The organism is Leucobacter sp. USHLN154, assembly GCF_037145595.1.
Lineage (GTDB): Bacteria > Actinomycetota > Actinomycetes > Actinomycetales > Microbacteriaceae > Leucobacter > Leucobacter alluvii.
The window spans coordinates 265,463-283,237 of the sequence record NZ_JBBCXF010000002.1 but is presented as its reverse complement, the minus strand read 5'-3'; the positions used below and the strand labels follow the sequence as shown (position 1 = coordinate 283,237).

Genomic DNA, 17,775 nt, shown 5'->3' with positions numbered 1-17,775 from the left:
TCCGGCCGCACGCGATCCGCATCGAAACCATGAACGCAACCAGCGGACCCGAGCGCACCCCAGACGGTCGGTACATCATCGTCGGCGGACGCCGATGGCGAGCCATGGACCCGGCACTGCCCGAACGCCTCACAGCGCCGCTGAAGTCGGAACTGGGCAGCGCGCGCTCACGCATTCGCACCGCCCCCGACGACGCAGGGCGCGCGGCCCTCAGGGACCGCGTGCAGCTCGCCAAGGAGGGACTCGGGGAACGCGGCACCGCATGGTGGGAGATGGACGAGGGCGACCGCGTCTCGCGAGCGGAGGATCGGCTGCGACGCCTGCAGGAGGACTGACGACGGGAGCATGACGGCGGAACGGGGGCTAGCACGTCCGTCCACGGTGACCAAGGGGGTGTCTGCGACCGCCCCCGCCCGGGCATGCTCATCCTGTGCCGAATGGTGAGCGAACCGAGACCTCGCGCGTGGCGGTCGTGCTGCGCCGCGGGCTGAACACCGCGCGACCGATCTTCACGCGCTTTCGCCTCCTCCTCGCGCTCAAAGCCGCGATCGGGGTGACAGCCGCCTGGCTGATCGGGCGGCTGCTCCCGGGCGAACTGAACGAGTACGCGTACTACGCCCCGCTGGGCGCGCTGCTCGGGGTGGCGCCGACCATCGTGAGCTCGGTGCGCACGAGCGTCGAGCTCATCACCGGCATCGTCATCGGGTTGGGCATCGGATGGGTGCTCGTCGCGACCGGCAGTCCCTGGTACGTGCGCGCGCCCGTCGCCGCCGGCCTCGGCATGCTCATCGCGGGCGTGCGCAAGCTGGGCGAGGGCCGATCGTACGTCGCTATCGCCGCGGTGTTCGTCGTGATCATCGGCGCGGGCGACCCCGACTCCTACGTCGCGGGGTACGTCGCACAGTTCGGGATCGGCTTGTTCGTCGGCACCGTCGTCAACCTCGTGTTCATCCCGCCGCTCATGTACGGATACGCCCGATCGCGCATCGCAGACTTGAAGAGCGATTTCGCCGCCGCAGCGGAAGATCTCGCAACGGTGCTCACGACGGCGTGGCCGCCGGATCGCGCCGACTGGCTCGACGACGCCCGCCGTCGTCAGCGCTCCGTCGACGACGCGGAGGAGATGGTGCGGGAGGCGAAGGAGAGCGGTCGCGGCAATCCGCGCAACCTGTGGCGGCGGTTCGACGCGTCGAGCGATGACGCCGATATCGAGGCGCTGCGCTACGTCGGGCTCAGGCTCGCCGATATCTCAGACGCGCTCGGGGGCGCGATCTGGCATCAGCCCGTGGCTGTGACGATTCCCGACGAGGCGATCGATTCGCTCGGTCGAGCGCTGAGCGCACTCGCGGAGTACATCCGCGCGTGGAACACGTCGGTGGATGTCGATGAGGCGCGGGAGGCGTACGCCGCCGCAGTGCAGGATGTCGGCGAGGTGTTCGAGCGGGCCGAGACCGAGTCCGGCTTCGGCACCATCGTCTTCGCGCTCCGCAGCATGCTGGGGCGCATCGACGAGCGCATCGAGGAGTCGAGCGCCGCGGTGGAGTGAGGCCGGGCCGCCGATCGGCAGCGCTGCTGTGCCTCCGCGCTTCCGCGGCAATCCCCACCGCAGCCGGGTCACTTGGGGAGTGTGTTGCGCCAGGTCGACGGGGCGACACCCTCTCCAAGTGACCCGGCTCGGACGGAGCGGGAGGATCGGGCGAATCGGGCGGCTCGGGAGAACCGAGTCGAGCCGGCCGGCCTAGGCCTGCGACGCGATTGCGGCGATGCGCACGGACTCGAGCTGCTCGGCCCGGGTCGGCGCGATGTGCACCGTGACGAGTTCGTCGACATCGGCGAATTTCGCGAACGCCTCGAGTTCCTCGTGCACGCGAGTGGGGCCGCCGATGGCGGTGTACTGCATCATGCCGCGGATCTCCCGCCCGGCGGGCGTCTCGATCAGCTGCGACGCCTCGTCGAAGGTGAGCTCTCGTTCACGGCCGCGCGACAGGAAGCGCCGCACACGATCGACCTCGGCCCGTGCGAACAGGGATTCCGCTGCGGTGTCGGTGTCGGCCGCCACCACGTTGATGCCCGCGCTCGCGTAGGGTTCGGGGTGGGCCTCGCTGGGCACGTACTGGGAGCGGTAGTGGTCGATGGCCGCTTTCAGCGCCTGCGGCGCGAAGTGCGACGCGAACGAGTAGGGGAGGCCGTACTGCGCGGCAAGACTCGCGCCGAACAGGCTGGATCCGAGGATCGTCAACGGTACCCGCGTTCCGCGCCCGGGGTACGCGTTCACCGCATTGCGCGGCAGCTCGTCCGAGAGGTACCGCTGCAGCTCCGCGACGTCGCTCGGAAAGCTCTCCGCCGCCTCGTAGGTGCGGCGGAGCGCGCGGAATGTCGCACCGTCCGTTCCGGGGGCGCGACCGAGGCCGAGATGAATGCGCCCGGGGTGGAGCTCGGCGAGCGTGCCGAACTGCTCGGCGATGACGAGCGGGGAGTGATTCGGGAGCATGACGCCGCCCGCGCCGAGGCCGATCGACGCGGTCTGGGACGCGATGTGGGCGATCAGCACGGACGTCGCGCTCGAAGCGATGGACGGCATGTTGTGATGCTCGGCGTACCAGATGCGGCGGTATCCGCTGGCTTCCGCCAGTCGTGCGACGTCGACGGAGTGCCGGAATGCGTCGGCGATCGTACCGTCCGCTTCGACAGTCGCCAGATCCAGAATCGAAAGCGGGGTTGCAGTCATGGTGAGTGCAACCCCGCTCGATCAGCGCCTATTCCATGGCGGCGGCCTCAGGCGTACGCCGTCAGCTGAACTCAGGCCGGGTCGATGATCGACAGCAGCAGGTGACCGTTCGAGACCGTCTGGCCGACCGGCGCGTCGACGCCCGCGACGACGCCCGAACGGTGCGCGTAGATCGACTGCTCCATCTTCATGGCCTCGAGTACGAGGAGCAGATCGCCCTCTGCGACCTCCTGGCCGTCTGCGACGGTCACCTTCACGACGGTGGCCTGCATCGGCGCAGCGACGCCGTCGCCGGCCGAAGCGGCGATGCCGGCTCCCTTGGCGCGGCGGGGTGCGGGCCCGCGGGTGACCTCCTGGTCGACGAGGGGCAGCAGCGTGGCGGGCATCGTGACCTCGACACGGCGGCCCTCGACCTCGACGGTGACGCTGCGGCGCTTCGCGTCCTGACCGATCGGGGGCACCTCGCCCTCCCAGGGCTCGATGTCGTTCTCGAACTCGCGCTCGATCCAGAGGGTGTAGACACCGAACGTGCCGTCGGGCGCGGTGAACGCGGGATCGCGCACGATCTTGCGGTGGAACGGCAGCACCGTTGGCAGGCCCTGGATCTCGAATTCGTCGAGCGCGCGGCGAGAGCGCTCCAGCGCTTCCTCGCGGGTCGCGCCGGTGACGATCAGCTTGCCCAGCATCGAGTCGAAGGCGCCGGAGACGACGTCGCCCGACGCGACGCCCGTGTCGATGCGCACGCCCGGCCCGGCGGCCGGCTTGAACAGTGCGACCGGCCCGGGGGCGGGGAGGAATCCGTTCCCGGGATCCTCGCCGTTCAGCCGGAACTCGAAGGAATGACCGCGGGGTTCGGGGTCGGCGTAGTCGATGGTGCCGCCCTCAGCGATGCGGAACTGCTCGCGCACGAGGTCGATCCCGGTGACCTCCTCGGAAACGGGATGCTCGACCTGGAGGCGCGTATTGACCTCGAGGAAGGAGACCGTGCCGTCTTTCGCGACGAGGAACTCGCAGGTACCCGCGCCGACGTACCCGACCTCCGCGAGGATCGCCTTCGACGCCGCGTAGAGCTGGGCGTTCTGGTCATCGGTGAGGAAGGGGGCGGGCGCCTCTTCGACGAGCTTCTGGTGCCGACGCTGCAGTGAGCAGTCGCGGGTGGAGACGACGACGACGTTGCCGTGCTGATCGGCGAGGCACTGCGTCTCGACGTGGCGCGGCTTCTCGAGGTACTTCTCGACGAAGCACTCGCCGCGACCGAAGGCGGCCACGGCTTCACGGGTCGCCGACTCGAAGAGCTCTGCGACCTCGTCTCGTTCGTATGCGACCTTCAGGCCACGGCCGCCTCCGCCGAACGCCGCCTTGATCGCGATCGGGAGACCGACCTCGTCGGCGAAGGCGAGCACCTCGTCGGCGTTCTGCACCGGGTCGCTCGTGCCGGCGGCGAGCGGTGCGCCGACCTTCTCCGCGACGTGGCGTGCCGAGACCTTGTCGCCGAGACGCTCGATCGCGTCGGGGCCCGGCCCGATCCAGGTCATGCCCGCATCCATGACGGCGCGCGCGAAATCGGCGTTCTCTGCGAGGAAGCCGTACCCGGGGTGCACCGCATCGGCGCCGGAACGCCGTGCGATGCCGAGGATCTTCTCGATGACGAGGTACGTCTCGCTGCTCGTGGTGCCGCCCAGCGCGTACGCTTCGTCGGCGAGCTGCGCGTGCATCGCGTCCCGATCTTGATCCGCGTACACCGCCACCGAAGCGATTCCGCTGTCAGCAGCAGCTCGAATGATACGGACGGCGATCTCACCGCGGTTGGCGATGAGCACTTTACGGATGCGCGACATGAGGTACAGCCTATTCGAGGGCCGGGGCGGAGCCTTGGATATATCGCACAAACCTTTTCGTGATTCGTTACCGGAATCAGCCTGTATGCGCGTCAGAAGCACCGCTCGGTACACTTGCACCGTGGTGAATCCAGAGATCGCAGGCCGGGTGTATCCGTCGACCGCTCCCTATCTCGTGGGGCGCGAGAAGGTGCGCGAGTTCGCGCGCGCCGTGTGCAGTGCGTCGCCGCTGCACCATGATGCAGAGGCGGCTCGTGCTGCCGGGTACGCCGATGTCGTCGCACCGCCGACCTTCGCGGTCGTGGTGCAGGAGGCGACGCTCGCCCAGCTCCTCGCCGATGATGCAGCCGGCGTCGACTTCTCGCGCGTCGTCCACGGCGACCAGCGGTTCACCTACACGCGGCCCATCGTCGCCGGAGATGAACTGACCGCGACGTTGACGATCGCCGCCGTGAAGCAGCTCGGCGGCCACTCGATGGTGACTGCATCGAGCGATGTCGTCGATGCTGCGGGTGAGCACGTGGTCACGGCGACCTCGACGCTCGTCGTACGTGCTGCTGAGGAGGAGACCGCATGACCGCGCCTGATTTCGCATCCCTGTCGACCGGCGACGTCGTCGCCGAGCGAGAGTTCGAGCTGACGCGTGATCGCCTGGTCCGCTACGCGGGAGCCTCGGGAGATTTCAACCCGATCCATTACCGCGACGACATCGCGGTCTCGGTCGGACTTCCCGGCGTGCTGGCGCACGGCATGCTGACCATGGGGATCGCGGGTTCGGTCGCGACCGATTGGCTCGGCACGAGCGGTAGCGTGCGCGACTTCCAGTCCCGATTCACTCGTCCCGTGCCCGTGGATGCCGTCGACGGCGCCCGTGTCACGGTGACCGCGACGGTCGGCGCGGTGGACGCCGATGCGCGCACCGCGCGGATCGACCTCCGGGTGACGTTCGACGGGGCGACCGTGCTCGGCAAGGCGCAGCTCGTGGCGGCGTTCGCGTGATGCTTCCCGAGATCGGTCCGGAGCCCGCGGGTGACGGCACCCCGTTCTCGGAGCTCACGACGATGCGCGTGGGCGGGCCGGCAGAGCGCGTGCTCGTGGCGCACGCCGTTGATGAGCTCGTCGCCTATGCGCAGGGCCTCTGGGATACGGATGAGCCGTGGATGCTGCTCGGCGGCGGCTCGAACACGGTGATGCATGATGACGGCTTTGCCGGAACCGTGCTGCTCGTGCGCACGAACGGGATCGCACCCGTCGCGGACGACGCGCTCCCCGAAGGCAAGATCCGGTTGCGCGTGCAGGCCGGGCACGACTGGGACCACCTCGTCGCCGCCTGCGTCGACAACGGCTGGTCGGGCGTCGAGGCTCTCTCGGGGATCCCCGGTCTGGCGGGAGCCGCGCCGGTGCAGAACATCGGAGCGTACGGCCAGGAGCTCTCGGACGTGCTCCACTCGATCGAGTTCCTCGACCGCGAGCGCGGGCACGCCCGCCGGATCCCGGCCGACGCGCTCGGCCTGGCCTATCGCGACTCGGCGATCAAGCAGGGGCTCGAAGGCGTCGTTCTGTCGATCGACATCGTGTTGAGCGTGGGGGAGGAATCCCCGGGCCGGCGAGCGCACGCGGCACCAGAGGTGCTCTCAGAGCCCATCGCTTACGAGCAGCTCGCGAGTGCGCTCGGCGTCGAACTCGGCGAACGCGTGCCGATCCGGGATCTGCGCGATTCCGTGCTGCGGCTGCGGGCATCGAAGGGGATGGTGCTCGACGCCGCTGATCACGACACCTGGAGTTGCGGCTCCTTCTTCACCAACCCGATCGTCTCCGAGCATTTCGCGCGCGAGCTGCCGGAGAGCGCTCCGAGGTTTCCGCAGCCGGTGCCCGAGCCCGAAGACGCGATCACGACGTTCGCCGAGCTCGAGGCCGGGCTGCCCGTGCGCGTTCCGCCGCCGCCGCCGGAGCGCATGGTGAAGCTCTCGGCCGCTTGGCTCATCGATCGTGCCGGGGTGCGGCGGGGGTTCCGGCTGCCGGGATCCGGTGCCGCGATATCGTCGAAGCACACCCTAGCGATCACGAATCAGGGCGGGGCGAGTGCGGGCGACGTCGCCGAGCTCGCGCGCTTCGTGGTGCAGCGGGTGCAGCAGGAGTTCGGGGTGATCCTGGCCCCCGAGCCGAACCTGTACGGTCTCGAGCTGTAGGCGGCGATGCGCATTCAGGTCGTCGGCGGTGGCCGCATGGGCCGAGCGATCGATGGCGCCCTGCGAGCGGCCGGAGCCGCGATGCTTCCGATCGGCGGTCGAGGCGCCGACGGGGCGGGTGCAGATCTCGTGCTCCTCGCCGTTCCGGATGCTGCGATCGCCGAAGCATCGGCGATGATCGCGCCGGGGCCGATCGTCGGCCACCTGTCGGGGATCACGACGCTCGCACCTCTGGTCGGGCATGACGCCTGCAGCGTGCACCCGTTGCTCTCAGCTGCCGGTGTGCGCACGCGATTCGAAGGGGCGTGGGCGGCGATCGACGGATCGACGGAGCGCGCTGTCGACGCCGCGGCCGAGGTCGCTCGCCTGCTCGGGTTGCGAGTGTTCCGCGTGCGCGACGAGGATCGCGCGGCGTATCACGCGTCCGCCTCGATCGCGGCGAATTTCCTCGTCGTGCTCGCGGCGACTGCGGATCGGGTTGCGGCGACGGCCGGCGTCCCGCGGGAAGCGCTGATCCCGCTCGCCGAACGGTCGCTGGCGAACTGGGCGCGACTCGGGCCAGCGGAAGCGCTCACCGGCCCGGTCGTCCGCGGCGACAACGAGACGCTTGCGCTGCAACGCGCGGCGATCGGGGAGCGCGATCCGGCGAATGTCGCCCTGTACGATGCGATGGTGGACGCGAGCCGGCGACTGCTTGATCAGCCCGCTGCGCCGGCGGAGGAGGCCGAATGAAGATCGTACGCAGCGTGAGCGGAGTGCGTGCAGCGGTGCGACTGGCGCGCACGGACGGAGTCGCCCGTGTCGGGCTCGTTCCGACCATGGGGGCGCTGCACGACGGTCACCTCTCGCTCGTGCGCGCCGCTCAGCACGGCAGCGATCTCGTCGTGATGTCGATCTTCGTCAACCCGAAGCAGTTCACGGAACTCTCCGACCTCGAGCGGTACCCGCGACAGGAGGCCGCGGACGCGGCACTCGCCGAGGCCGCCGGAGTCGACATCCTCTTCGCGCCGGAGCCGTCCGAGCTGTACCCGGACGGCTTCGCGACGACCGTGCATGTGGGCGGACCGCTGACGCAGACGCTCGAAGCCGCGGGCCGAGGGCCCGAGCACTTCGACGGCGTCGCGACCGTCGTGTCGAAGCTGCTGCTGGCCGTCGACGCCGACACCGCCTACTTCGGGCAGAAGGACGCTCAGCAGGTGATGGTGGTGCGCCGCATGGTCGCCGATCTGAGCATCCCCACCGAGATCGTCGCGTGCCCGACGGTGCGCGACGCCGACGGCCTGGCGATGTCGAGCCGCAATGTGCGCCTCAGCGCCGAGGAACGAGCGCAGGCCACAGCGATCCCGCGCGCGCTCGAAGCCGCCGAAACGGCGTTCGCGCTGGGGGAGACTCGGGTCGAGCACGTGCACGCGCGAGTCGTCGCCGTGCTCACCGCCGGCGGCATCGCCCCCGAGTACGTGGCGTTCGTCGACGCCGACTCGTTCGTGCCCGTCGCAGAGATCGCCGGGCCCGTGCTCTGCGCGATCGCGGCACGAGTCGGTGCGGTGAGGCTCATCGACAACACCCTGCTGACCCCGCCCGATGTGATCGAGGAGCACTGACATGCCACAGGTGACGATTCCCGCGTTCGCACAGAAGCGCTCGGCCGGCGAGCCGATCGTGATGGTGACCGCCTACGACTTCCCGGGAGCGCGCGCCGCGGAGCGTGCCGGGGTCGACATGGTGCTCGTCGGCGATTCTGCGGCTCAGGTGGTACTCGGGTACGGCTCGACCGTGCCGGTGACCACCGACGAGATGCTGGTGCTCGCACGAGCGGTGCGTCGCGGCACCGAAACGGCGTTCCTCGTCTGCGACGTTCCATTCGGCTCGACCGAGGTCTCCGACGCGCAGGCCGTCGACACGGCCGTGCGGTTCGTGAAGGAGGCCGGAGCTGACGCTGTCAAGCTCGAGGGCGGCTCTGAGCCGCGCTTGAGTCGGATTCGCGCGATCGTCGCCGCAGGCATCCCCGTGGTCGCCCACCTGGGCCTGACCCCGCAGACGGCGACGGCCCTCGGGGGGCTCCGCGCTCAGGGGCGCACCGAGGCGACCGCGACGCGACTCGTGCGCGAGGCGCGCGGCGTGCAGGAGGCCGGAGCGTTCTGCCTGGTGATCGAGGCGGTGCCGGCGGAGATCACGGCGCTCCTGCGGGAGCATCTGAGCATCCCGATCATCGGCATCGGGGCCGGGGACGCCGACGGCCAGGTGCTTGTGGCGCACGACCTGCTCGGCATCACCGAGGGTCGGGCCGCGAAGTTCGTCAAACGGTACGCCAGCATCGGCGATGATGCCGCCGCCGCCATCGAGGCGTACGCGGCCGACGTGCGCTCCGGCGCGTTCCCGGCGCCCGAGCACCGTTACGCCGCCACGGACGAAGCGCTCGCCGCGGCGCGCGCCGAACTCGGCGTGTGACGATCAGCCCGCGAGAGAGACCGCGGGCGTCGCGAGTGCGGCGACGCGATCCAGCCCGGCGCGAAGGTCGCGCTTCAAGTCGTCGACCGCTTCGAGACCGATCGAGAGGCGCAGCAGACCCGGAGTGATGCCCAGCCGATCATTGATCTCCTGCGGGAACGTCGCGTGGGTCGAAGACAGCGGATGAATCACCATGGACCGGGTGTCGCCGATGCCCGTCATGCGCGAGAAGACGCGCAGACCGTTGACGAACGCGCGGGCACCGTCGATGCCGCCGCGCACGGCGACCCCGAAGACGGAGCCGGTGCGGCCGTCGTAGTCTCGCAGCGCGAGCCCGTGCAATGCGTTCGAGGGGAGACCGGCGTAGTCGACCGACTCGACCTCCGGCTGCTGCTCGAGCCACGCGGCGATGGAGAGCGACGAGTCGACGTGCCGCTCCATGCGCAGCGACAGCGTCTCCATGCCCTGGTGGAGCAGGAAGCCGTTGAAGGGCGACAGAGAGGGGCCGATGTCGTTCACGACGGCTTCGCGAACGGCGCGTGCATACGCGCCCGTGCCGAACCGGTCGAGCATGGACCCGAGACCCGGCCGGGGCGCGGCCGTGATGAGCGGGTACGCGCGCCCAGCCCGTTCGGCCGCCGCCCAGTCGAAGCGCCCCCCGTCGACCACGGCACCGCCGACGGCGGCGCCGTGCCCGGTGAGGAACTTGGTGGTCGAGTGCACGACGATGTCGGCACCGTGCGCGAATGGGCGGATGAGTGCTGGCGTGCCGACCGTGTTGTCGACGACCACCGGCAGGTTGTAGCGGGCCGCGATCTCCGCGATGCGTCGAAGGTCGGTGACGTCGTTGCGCGGGTTCGGAATCGTCTCCGTGAAGATCGCCTTCGTGGTCGGCCTGATCGCGCGCTCCCATTCCGCGTCGTCATCCGCGTCCCAGACGTAATCGAATTCGATGCCGAACCGTTTGAAACTGCGCCCGAACAGGATGCGCGTGCCGCCGTAGATGGACGCCGTCGAGACGATGTGGTCGCCGTGCTGCGCCAACGCGAAGAGCGCAGAAGAGATGGCTGCCTGCCCGCTCGAGACGGCCACCGAACCCGTTCCGCCCTCGAGCGACGCGAGGCGCTCCTCGGCGACCGCATTCGTCGGGTTCCCCTGGCGCGAATAGATGGGGTCGATCGATCGTCCGGCGAACCGGTCGACCTGATCGTCGAAGTCGTCGAAGACGTACCCTGCGGACATGGCGATGGGGGGCACGCGAAGACCGGTGTTGCGGTCGGAGTACTCCCCGGCGTGCACCTGCCGCGTGTCGAAGGAGTAGCCCTCCCAATCCGTGACCGGCTGGGCGGTGTCGTTGGCTGATTCACTCATCGGGATTCCTCCAGATCGAGATTGGGCGAGCGGGACTCCGGTGAGGCCCCGCCGTCGAAGGGCGGCAGGATCGACGCGATGCGATCCACCGCCGCATGGATGGTCTGCGGCGCGCACGCCACGTTGATGCGGGCGTAACCGGCCCCACCAGCACCGAAGGCGGCGCCGTCGTTCAGGGCGACGCGAGCGTCGTGCAGGATCCGGCTGTACGGGTTCGGACCCAGCCCGGCCCCTCGCAGATCGAGCCAGACGAGGTACCCCGCTTCGGGGGCGACGAGACGCACGCCGGGGAGGCGCCGTGAGACGAGGTCCGTCAGCAGCGCGACATTCGCCTGGACCTGTGCGATGGCGCGATCGAGCCACTCTCGCCCCGCGGTGAATGCGGCCGCGTTCGCGTGCAACCCCAGAATGCTCACACGCGTGACGGTTTCAGGGGGCAGCCGGCGAAGCAGCTCGTTGGCGGACGCATCGGCGGCGACGAGCACCGCGCACTTCGCGCCCGCGAGATTCCAGCCCTTGCTCGCCGAGAGGGTCGAGACGGAGAGTGCTCCAGCCTCGGCCGCGAGCGGAGCGAACGGGGTGAAGCGCGCGCCGGGGAAGGTCAGCGGGGCATGAATCTCATCGGAGACCACGAACACGTCATGCGCTGCGGCGAGACGAGCGAGCTCAGCCAGGTCTGCCTGCGTATGCACGAGGCCGTGGGGGTTGTGCGGGTTGCAGAGGATGAAGGCGTCGATCCCAGGGTCGCTTGCGAAGGCGCGCTCGATCGCCGCGAGGTCGAGACGCACCGGCGGGGCGAGCACGGCCGAGCCGCTCGTGGCGCGGCCTGGGGCATCGGTCCCCGCGCCTGCATCTCCCGTGAGCGGCACCTCGACGACCTCGAACGGCACCTCCTCCAGCATCTCGAAGAACCCGGGGTAGGTGGGCGTCGAGATCGCGAGACGCCCACCGGCCGGGCGCCCGACGCGCAGGGCCTCGACGACGGCCGTCGCGACATCGGTGGCGAGATGCACATGCTCGTCCGGAACATGCCAGCCCCAGCGGTCCAGGGCGAATGCGGTGAATGCCGGAGCAAGCGCGCCTGTGCCGTCCACGTACCCCAGATCGGATGCCTGCACTCGTTCGATCATCGCTCGCTGAATCTCGGGCGCGATCGCGAAATCCATCTCGGCGACGAAGAGCGGCAGCACGTCCGGGGCGAAACGCGTCCATTTGAGGCTCGTGCGCTGCTCACGGAGGAGGCGAGGATCGAGTGCCGCGAAGGGGACGCCTGCAGGGTCGGCAGTGGCCCCGGTTGACGGGGGCGCCGACGGGTCGACGGCAGTCGGGCTCGGTGCACAGTCTGCGTCGCTCATGCCCCCATCGTCTCGCGGAGCCGCTTCCGGGCGCGAACCGCGAAGTAACGGGCCGTCATCTACCCGCGAGACGTCATCGGTGCTTCCATTGACCTGAAGCCGTGCGGTCGCCGGGTGGAAACACGACAGCGGGCCCCGATCCGAAGATCGAGGCCCGCTGTGCTGCGCGACTGCGCCAGCCGATGCGCGGATTACTCCGCGGCGGTGGCCTGCAGACGACGCTGGGTGAAGACGATCGCGCCGCCGCCGAGGATCAGCATGCCGAGTGCTGCGAGCCCGAAGGGCAGCATCGAGAAGCCGGTACCGGTGTTGACGAGCTCTGCTCCGCCGGTGCCACCCTGTCCGCCCGGGGCAGCCGGGTTGGAGGGATCAGCCGGTGCGCCCGGGGTGCCCGGGTCAACCGGTGCGACCGGGGGAACCGGTGCGGCCTCGACCGTGAAGACGATCGTGGTGACGACCGAGGTGATGCCGTTGACGGTCTGCGAGACGTCGACGGTGTGCGTACCGGTCGGAGCCTGGCCGCCGAAATCGACGGTCCATGCGCCATCGACGACCTCTGCCTGTGCAACGGTCGCATCGGTGAGGAGCGAGCCGTTGAGGCTCAGGTTGATCGCTGCGCCCTCGATGCCCGTGCCCGAGATCTCGCTCGGTGCGTCGGCAGCTGCGAAGCTGCTGCCGCTGGCGATCGAGAGGTTCTCGACTGCGGTCGGGCGAACGATGACGTTGCCGGTGCCGGTCGCCGAGGTATCGCCCTCGAAGGTCTGAGTCGCGGTCACGGTGTACTCGCCGATGGCGACATCCTCGACCTTGACGGACCAGTTGCGATCCTCGCCCACCGTTGCGGTGTACGAAGCGCCGTCGAGCTCTGCCGAGACCTCAGCGCCGGGGACGCCGGTGCCGGTGAGGGTGACGTCGCTGTCGGTGGTGTCGATGTCAGCCACGGTCGGAGCTGCGAGGACGACCTCGAAGTTCAGCTCGACGGTCTCCGACTTGCTGAACCCGTTCTGGGCGACCAGCGAGTAGGAGTAATCACCGGGAGCGTCGGGTGCCGTGAACGAGACCTCGGTGCCCTCGACGGGGATGACCTCGCCCGACTGGCCCTGGCCGACCGAGAGCTCCTTGGCGTTGCTCGGGACGGTCACGACGATGTCGCTGCCGCCGGCCACGCCGTTCGAGACGTCGGTCTTGACGACCGGCTCGTCGATGTCGAGTGCGACGGTGTAGCCGTCGGTGAAGCCGAGTGCCGGCTGGAGCAGGGTGTACCAGGCGTAGTCATCGGTGCCTGCGGGAACTTCATCCGGTCCGCCGCTGACGACGCCGACTGCGGTCTCGCCCTGGAACACTGCGCCGCCCGAGTCGCCGGGGCTGGTGGTCGCGCCGCCGATGAAGCCGTGGACCCAGCGGTTCGAGACCTGCATGTAGCCGTCGAGGATCTCGGTCGCACGAATGCTGCCGTCGGTGTACTGCAGGTTCACGGTGGTGTCACCCGTCGAGAGGCCAGTGGTGCGGCCCGACTTCGAGATGGTGCCCGACTGCGGCAGGCCGACGGACTTGATCGGCGTCGTGCTCAGCGACAGATCGTCCTGCGCGGCAGTCGTCCAGTCGGTGACCTCAGGGAGCAGGTTCAGTGCATCGTTGGTGATGTCGATCACAGCGATGTCGGTCGAGTTGGGATCGTTCTCTGCTCCGGGGGTGTTTCCCACTCCACCGAACTGGCTGAAGGCGAAGCTTCCGGCGATGCCGTTGCCGTCGGGCTCGATGAACTCTCCGCCGGCCGCATCGTTGGAGGGATCGCTGAACTGCACATCAGTGACCGCGCCATCGCTCGAGCAGTGCCCGGCGGTGATGAGTGCGGGTTCGCCCTCAGGCGTGAAGCCGGTGAAGCCGGTGGAGCAGGTGCCCACCCGATCGTCGGAGAGCTCGCCGAAGTACCCGGCGCCGGCGACGATATCGGTCGATGCGTGCGAAACCACGTTGCCGACGATGGCAACGTTGCTGACGCCGTGCTCTGCGGCAAGCGCTTCGATCTGGTCGGCGTTCTTGGCAGTGACTTCTTCAACCATCACGATGGGCTGGCCATCGGTCGTGGTGCCGGCACCGACTGCGGGTGCTTCAGCTACTTCCTTGTTGATCTCAGTAACTGCTGCCATTGCCGAAGCAGTGGTGTCAACGGTCGGCGTCTCCTCTGCCATTGCCGGTGCGGCAATGAAGAGACTGCCGAAACCGAGCACCGCGGCCGCGCCAAGCGCGAGTGGGCGACGTTGTGTCACGTGTGTTCCCCTATGTGTTCGAATGGTCAAAAGAGGCCACTGGAGCAGGTTTAACGTGGAAGTCGGTCGGATGCACGCGCGTTACCCCTGCGCGAGCACCCTGGTCCGACACCAGGGGCCGGAGTAAACGTAACCTGATAATTTGCACCATGCAAGGGGCGAGACCTCTGGGTGGTGTATCAATTCGTTATAAACCCCAGGTGCCCGTCCGATTTGAGAATTTCGGATGGAGTGCGCATCTCGCGTCGTTACGATACCGCTATAGGCACGGAAGCAACGTGGTCGAAGCGGGGGAGAGCGATGAAGCGACGCATGAGAATGGCTGCCGGCGTCTTCGCGATGACCGGCGCGATCGCGCTTCTGGCGGGATGCGCAGCGCTGAACGGCGGCGGTGCAGGCACGGATTCGGGAGCGGGGGACGACGAGATGGTTGCGCAGTCAGATGTGGTGGGCACGTGGACCTCCGATGAGAAGGGCAAGCCGACGCTGACCTTCGACGACGCCGGGAAGGTCTCGGGCACGGACGGGTGCAACGGCATCGGTTCCACGTACAAGGTCGAGGGCGATCGCGTGCTCATCGAGAGCTTCGTCTCGACGATGATGGCCTGCCCGGGGGTCGATGACTGGCTGCGCGGCGTGCGCGAGGTGCAGCTCTCGGGCGACGAGCTCCAGGTGTTCAACAGCTCGGGCGCCGAGATCGGCACCTTGCAGCGAGAGAGCTAGCTCCCGTCGCGGAACGCGTCCCAGGCTCGCTTGCAGGCATACGCGAGGAACTCGATGCGCTCGTGATCCTCCTCCACCCATGCCTCACCCGGCTCGGAGAGCTCCTCCAACGCACGTGGTCCGAGCACGTACGCGCGGGAGAACTCGGCCTGCACTGCGGCGAATGAAGCGTCGGCGGGTCCCGTCTCGGCGGAGACGCGGGCGAAGCGCTCGGCGGCGTCGAGAATCTCGTGACTGCCGCGGTACGGCCGGTTGAGGGTCACGGCTTCCGGCTCGGCGACCTCGAATTCCCTGCGGTGCGCCTCGGCGAGACGTCGCAACTCGACGGGTGCCATCGTCACGGGATCGGCAGCACCGCATTGCTCGCCGACCTCGTCGCCGTAGTTCGACAGCGCCACGACGGCGGGCATCTCGACCTGCACCGCCGGATCGTCGTTGAGGGCGCCGTCTGCGCGCATGGGCGCGTGCATCGAATCGTGGAACGACAGACGCGTGAACGCGCCGCCCTGCGCGAGCACCTTCGTGATGAAGAGATCGGTGAGCTCTTCGCGCGTAGCCTCGTACACGTCGAGCCCCTGGGACGCGACGTGCGAGAGCGTCTCGACGAGCCGTGCGAGTTCGACGTCACTCCGAGGGGCGGAGAGAACGGGGAAGGACGAGTAGGTGACGGGCCGCACCGCATCGACCCCCGTGAGGTCGGCGTCCCGGCGAGGGCCCGCCGCGCGCACGCGATCGAAGGCTTCCCGCACGTCGGCGCGCAGATCGGACGGCTGCACTCGGTTCGGGTCGCGCACGAGCCGCGGATGCGGATTGATGACGGCGACGATGCGCGGGTCGATCTCGGCCCACCGCTTGACCACGGCCGCTGTCGCGATGTCCGAGAAGTCGACCTGCAGGCGACGGGTGAGGTCAGGTGAGAGGAAGCCGGCGAGCTCCTCCGGAATCGCGGCGCCGGCATGCGGAGCGGTCACGAGCACATCGGCGTCCGAGATCGCCTGCGCCAGATCCCGCATGTCGGGATCGGCGTAGTGGATGATGTCGGCCGGCGAGAACGCCGTGCCGGCAGGGATCAGATCGACATCATGCGCGTCCATGGCACCAGCGTAGTGGTCTCGCAGGCGGCAAGTCCCGGCGCTGGCGCCGCGGCTTCAGGCTTTCCCGCGATTGCGGCGTCGAGTGTCCCGGGGCGGCTTGCCGCCAAGGAATGAGGCCGACGAATCGACGACGAACCCCTGTCGGAGCGCTTCGCGGCCGATGAGCATGCGGAAGCCCATCTCCTCGCGATCGGTCAGGGTCACCTCGGCCTTGATCCTGCGGCCGGCGAGCGTGATCGTCATGAGTACGACGGGGCGCAGCTGAGCATGCCCCGACGAGCTGCGCACGGTGCGGCGGTCGTGCACCGGCAGCTCCACCTCGACCGCGTCATCATCCGTCACCTGCCAGGGCTGCACGAGGAATCGCACCCACGACGCGCCCGAACGTTCGAACTCGGTGATCTCGGTCGCGTGCATCGCCGATGTCTGGGCTCCGGTATCGATCTTCGCTTTGATCCACGGCACGCCGATTCCGATGAGCTTCACCCATTCACGCCACCCCGTGAGAGTGCTTGAATGGTCGGGTACGGTCACGCATCTATCTTGGCAGGAAATCACGATGAAACTCGCGATTCTTTCGCGCGCCCCGCAGGCGTACTCCACCCAGCGCCTGCAGTCCGCGGCTCTCGAGCGCGGGCACACCGTGCGCGTGCTCAACACCCTGCGTTTTGCGATCGACCTCGCGGGCGAGGCGCCCGACCTCCTCTACCGCGGCAAGCAGCTCAGCGACTACGACGCCATACTGCCGCGCATCGGCAGCTCGATCAGTTACTTCGGCACGGCCGTCGTGCGGCAGTTCGAGCAGATGGACGTGTACACGCCGAACACCTCGAACGGCATTGCGAATGCGCGGGACAAGCTGCGGGCGAATCAGATTCTGTCCCGCCACAACATCGAGATGCCGGCCACGGCGTTCGTGCGCAATCGTGCGGACGTGCGGCCCGCGATCGAGAGCGTCGGCGGCGCGCCGGTCGTGATCAAACTGCTCGAGGGCACGCAGGGGATCGGCGTGATTCTCGCCCCGCAGGTGAAGGTTGCCGAAGCCATCATCGAAACGCTGCACTCGACCAGGCAGAACGTGCTCATCCAGCGTTTCGTGTCGGAGAGTCGCGGTCGCGACGTGCGCGCTCTCGTGATCGGCGATCGCGTGGTCGCTGCGATGCGGCGCACCGCGGGTGGAGACGAGTTCCGGTCGAACGTGCACCGCGGCGGCACCGTCGAGCCCGTCGAGCTCGACGCGGTGTACGAGCAGACGGCCGTGCGCGCGGCGCAGATCATGGGTCTGCGCGTTGCCGGGGTCGACATGCTCGAGGGCGACGAGGGGCCGCTCGTCATGGAGGTCAACTCCTCGCCGGGCCTGCAGGGGATCGAGAGCGCGACCGGTCTCGACATCGCCGGTGCGATCATCGACTTCATCGCCAACCAGGTGAACTTCCCCGAGATCGATCTGCGGCAGCGCCTCAGCGTTTCGACCGCGTACGGGGTCGCCGAGTTGACCATGCACGGCTCGGAATATGTCGGGAAGACGCTCGGCGAACTCGGCCTCTGGGATCGCGACGTCACGGTGCTGACGCTGCACCGGGGCGTGCAGGTGATCCCGAATCCTCGCAAGAGCCTCGTGCTCGAAGCCGAAGACCGACTGCTCTGCTTCGGGAAGCTCGAGGAGATGCGATCGATGCTCCCCGAGCGTCGGCGTCGCCGGACGCGCGTGCGCAAGCTGTCGAAGGCCGCGCGCGAACTCGCCGACGGGTAGCCGGCG

The 17,775-nt window shown here is 68.7% G+C and carries 17 protein-coding genes; 10 read left to right on the top strand and 7 right to left on the bottom strand.

The features are described from left to right. The first annotated feature begins 29 nt into the window (after window positions 1–29). Together WFH23_RS05365 and WFH23_RS05360 are read left to right on the top strand one after the other, a co-directional pair. Window positions 30–335 (top strand): biopolymer transporter Tol, encoded by a 306-nt coding sequence (locus tag WFH23_RS05365; RefSeq protein WP_090152303.1) that lies wholly within the window; start codon window positions 30–32, stop codon window positions 333–335. 95 nt (window positions 336–430) lie between these two features. Beyond that, entirely contained in the window at window positions 431–1,546 is a 1,116-nt protein-coding gene (locus tag WFH23_RS05360) for an FUSC family protein (protein WP_336661819.1), read from the top strand. Window positions 1,547–1,738: 192 nt separating this feature from the next. On the opposite strand, the gene WFH23_RS05355 is transcribed toward WFH23_RS05360, so the two are convergent. After that, entirely contained in the window at window positions 1,739–2,728 is a 990-nt protein-coding gene (locus WFH23_RS05355; protein WP_336661818.1) for an LLM class flavin-dependent oxidoreductase, read from the bottom strand. A gap of 71 nt (window positions 2,729–2,799) precedes the next feature. Further along, the gene (locus WFH23_RS05350; RefSeq protein ID WP_336661817.1) at window positions 2,800–4,566 is read right to left on the bottom strand and encodes an acetyl/propionyl/methylcrotonyl-CoA carboxylase subunit alpha; all 1,767 of its coding nucleotides are present in this window, start codon (window positions 4,564–4,566) and stop codon (window positions 2,800–2,802) included. Window positions 4,567–4,687: 121 nt separating this feature from the next. Here WFH23_RS05350 and WFH23_RS05345 point away from each other — a divergent pair, with 121 nt between their 5' ends. The 6 genes from WFH23_RS05345 to panB are packed head-to-tail and all read left to right on the top strand — an operon-like array spanning window position 4,688 to window position 9,203. Then, on the top strand, window positions 4,688–5,143 hold the full coding sequence (locus WFH23_RS05345) for an FAS1-like dehydratase domain-containing protein (protein ID WP_336661816.1): 456 nt from the start codon (window positions 4,688–4,690) through the stop codon (window positions 5,141–5,143). Then, window positions 5,140–5,565: a MaoC/PaaZ C-terminal domain-containing protein gene (locus WFH23_RS05340; protein ID WP_200332234.1), complete on the top strand. Its 426-nt coding sequence runs from the start codon at window positions 5,140–5,142 to the stop codon at window positions 5,563–5,565. Before WFH23_RS05345 ends, WFH23_RS05340 begins: the two co-directional genes overlap by 4 nt. Then, the gene (locus WFH23_RS05335) at window positions 5,565–6,755 is read left to right on the top strand and encodes a UDP-N-acetylmuramate dehydrogenase (RefSeq protein ID WP_090152278.1); all 1,191 of its coding nucleotides are present in this window, start codon (window positions 5,565–5,567) and stop codon (window positions 6,753–6,755) included. The genes WFH23_RS05340 and WFH23_RS05335 overlap by 1 nt, the downstream gene beginning before the upstream one ends. Before the next feature lie 6 nt (window positions 6,756–6,761). Further along, on the top strand, window positions 6,762–7,487 hold the full coding sequence (locus WFH23_RS05330; protein WP_336661815.1) for a DUF2520 domain-containing protein: 726 nt from the start codon (window positions 6,762–6,764) through the stop codon (window positions 7,485–7,487). After that, window positions 7,484–8,356 (top strand): pantoate--beta-alanine ligase, encoded by an 873-nt coding sequence (gene panC, locus WFH23_RS05325; RefSeq protein WP_336661814.1) that lies wholly within the window; start codon window positions 7,484–7,486, stop codon window positions 8,354–8,356. Before WFH23_RS05330 ends, panC begins: the two co-directional genes overlap by 4 nt. 1 nt (window position 8,357) lies before the next feature. Next, a complete protein-coding gene (gene panB / locus WFH23_RS05320) occupies window positions 8,358–9,203 on the top strand; it encodes a 3-methyl-2-oxobutanoate hydroxymethyltransferase (protein WP_336661813.1) in 846 nt (281 codons plus the stop codon). 3 nt (window positions 9,204–9,206) lie between these two features. Here the strand turns inward: panB and WFH23_RS05315 are convergent, their stop codons facing one another. The 3 genes from WFH23_RS05315 to WFH23_RS05305 all read right to left on the bottom strand — a co-directional run bounded on the left by WFH23_RS05315 (window position 9,207) and on the right by WFH23_RS05305 (window position 14,079). Further along, window positions 9,207–10,574, bottom strand: coding sequence for an O-acetylhomoserine aminocarboxypropyltransferase/cysteine synthase family protein (locus tag WFH23_RS05315; RefSeq protein WP_336661812.1), 1,368 nt, complete (start codon window positions 10,572–10,574; stop codon window positions 9,207–9,209). Then, window positions 10,571–11,929 carry a MalY/PatB family protein gene (locus WFH23_RS05310; protein WP_336661811.1) on the bottom strand — a complete coding sequence of 453 codons (1,359 nt, stop codon included), beginning with the start codon at window positions 11,927–11,929 and terminating at the stop codon, window positions 10,571–10,573. Before WFH23_RS05310 ends, WFH23_RS05315 begins: the two co-directional genes overlap by 4 nt. A 191-nt stretch (window positions 11,930–12,120) precedes the next feature. Beyond that, window positions 12,121–14,079 carry a S1 family peptidase gene (locus WFH23_RS05305; RefSeq protein ID WP_336661810.1) on the bottom strand — a complete coding sequence of 653 codons (1,959 nt, stop codon included), beginning with the start codon at window positions 14,077–14,079 and terminating at the stop codon, window positions 12,121–12,123. A 432-nt stretch (window positions 14,080–14,511) separates the two neighbouring features. On the opposite strand from WFH23_RS05305, the gene WFH23_RS05300 reads away from it, so the two are divergent. Beyond that, complete coding sequence (locus WFH23_RS05300; RefSeq protein WP_176698400.1) at window positions 14,512–14,922, top strand: META domain-containing protein; 411 nt, start codon at window positions 14,512–14,514, stop codon at window positions 14,920–14,922. Here the strand turns inward: WFH23_RS05300 and WFH23_RS05295 are convergent. Further along, window positions 14,919–16,016, bottom strand: coding sequence for an N-formylglutamate amidohydrolase (locus WFH23_RS05295; RefSeq protein ID WP_336661809.1), 1,098 nt, complete (start codon window positions 16,014–16,016; stop codon window positions 14,919–14,921). The genes WFH23_RS05300 and WFH23_RS05295 overlap by 4 nt on opposite strands. A 54-nt stretch (window positions 16,017–16,070) precedes the next feature. After that, complete coding sequence (locus WFH23_RS05290) at window positions 16,071–16,550, bottom strand: putative ATP-dependent zinc protease (RefSeq protein WP_090152239.1); 480 nt, start codon at window positions 16,548–16,550, stop codon at window positions 16,071–16,073. A 25-nt stretch (window positions 16,551–16,575) separates the two neighbouring features. Between WFH23_RS05290 and WFH23_RS05285 the strand changes: the two genes are divergently transcribed. Next, entirely contained in the window at window positions 16,576–17,769 is a 1,194-nt protein-coding gene (locus tag WFH23_RS05285; RefSeq protein ID WP_090152235.1) for a RimK family alpha-L-glutamate ligase, read from the top strand. Window positions 17,770–17,775 lie beyond the last annotated feature (6 nt).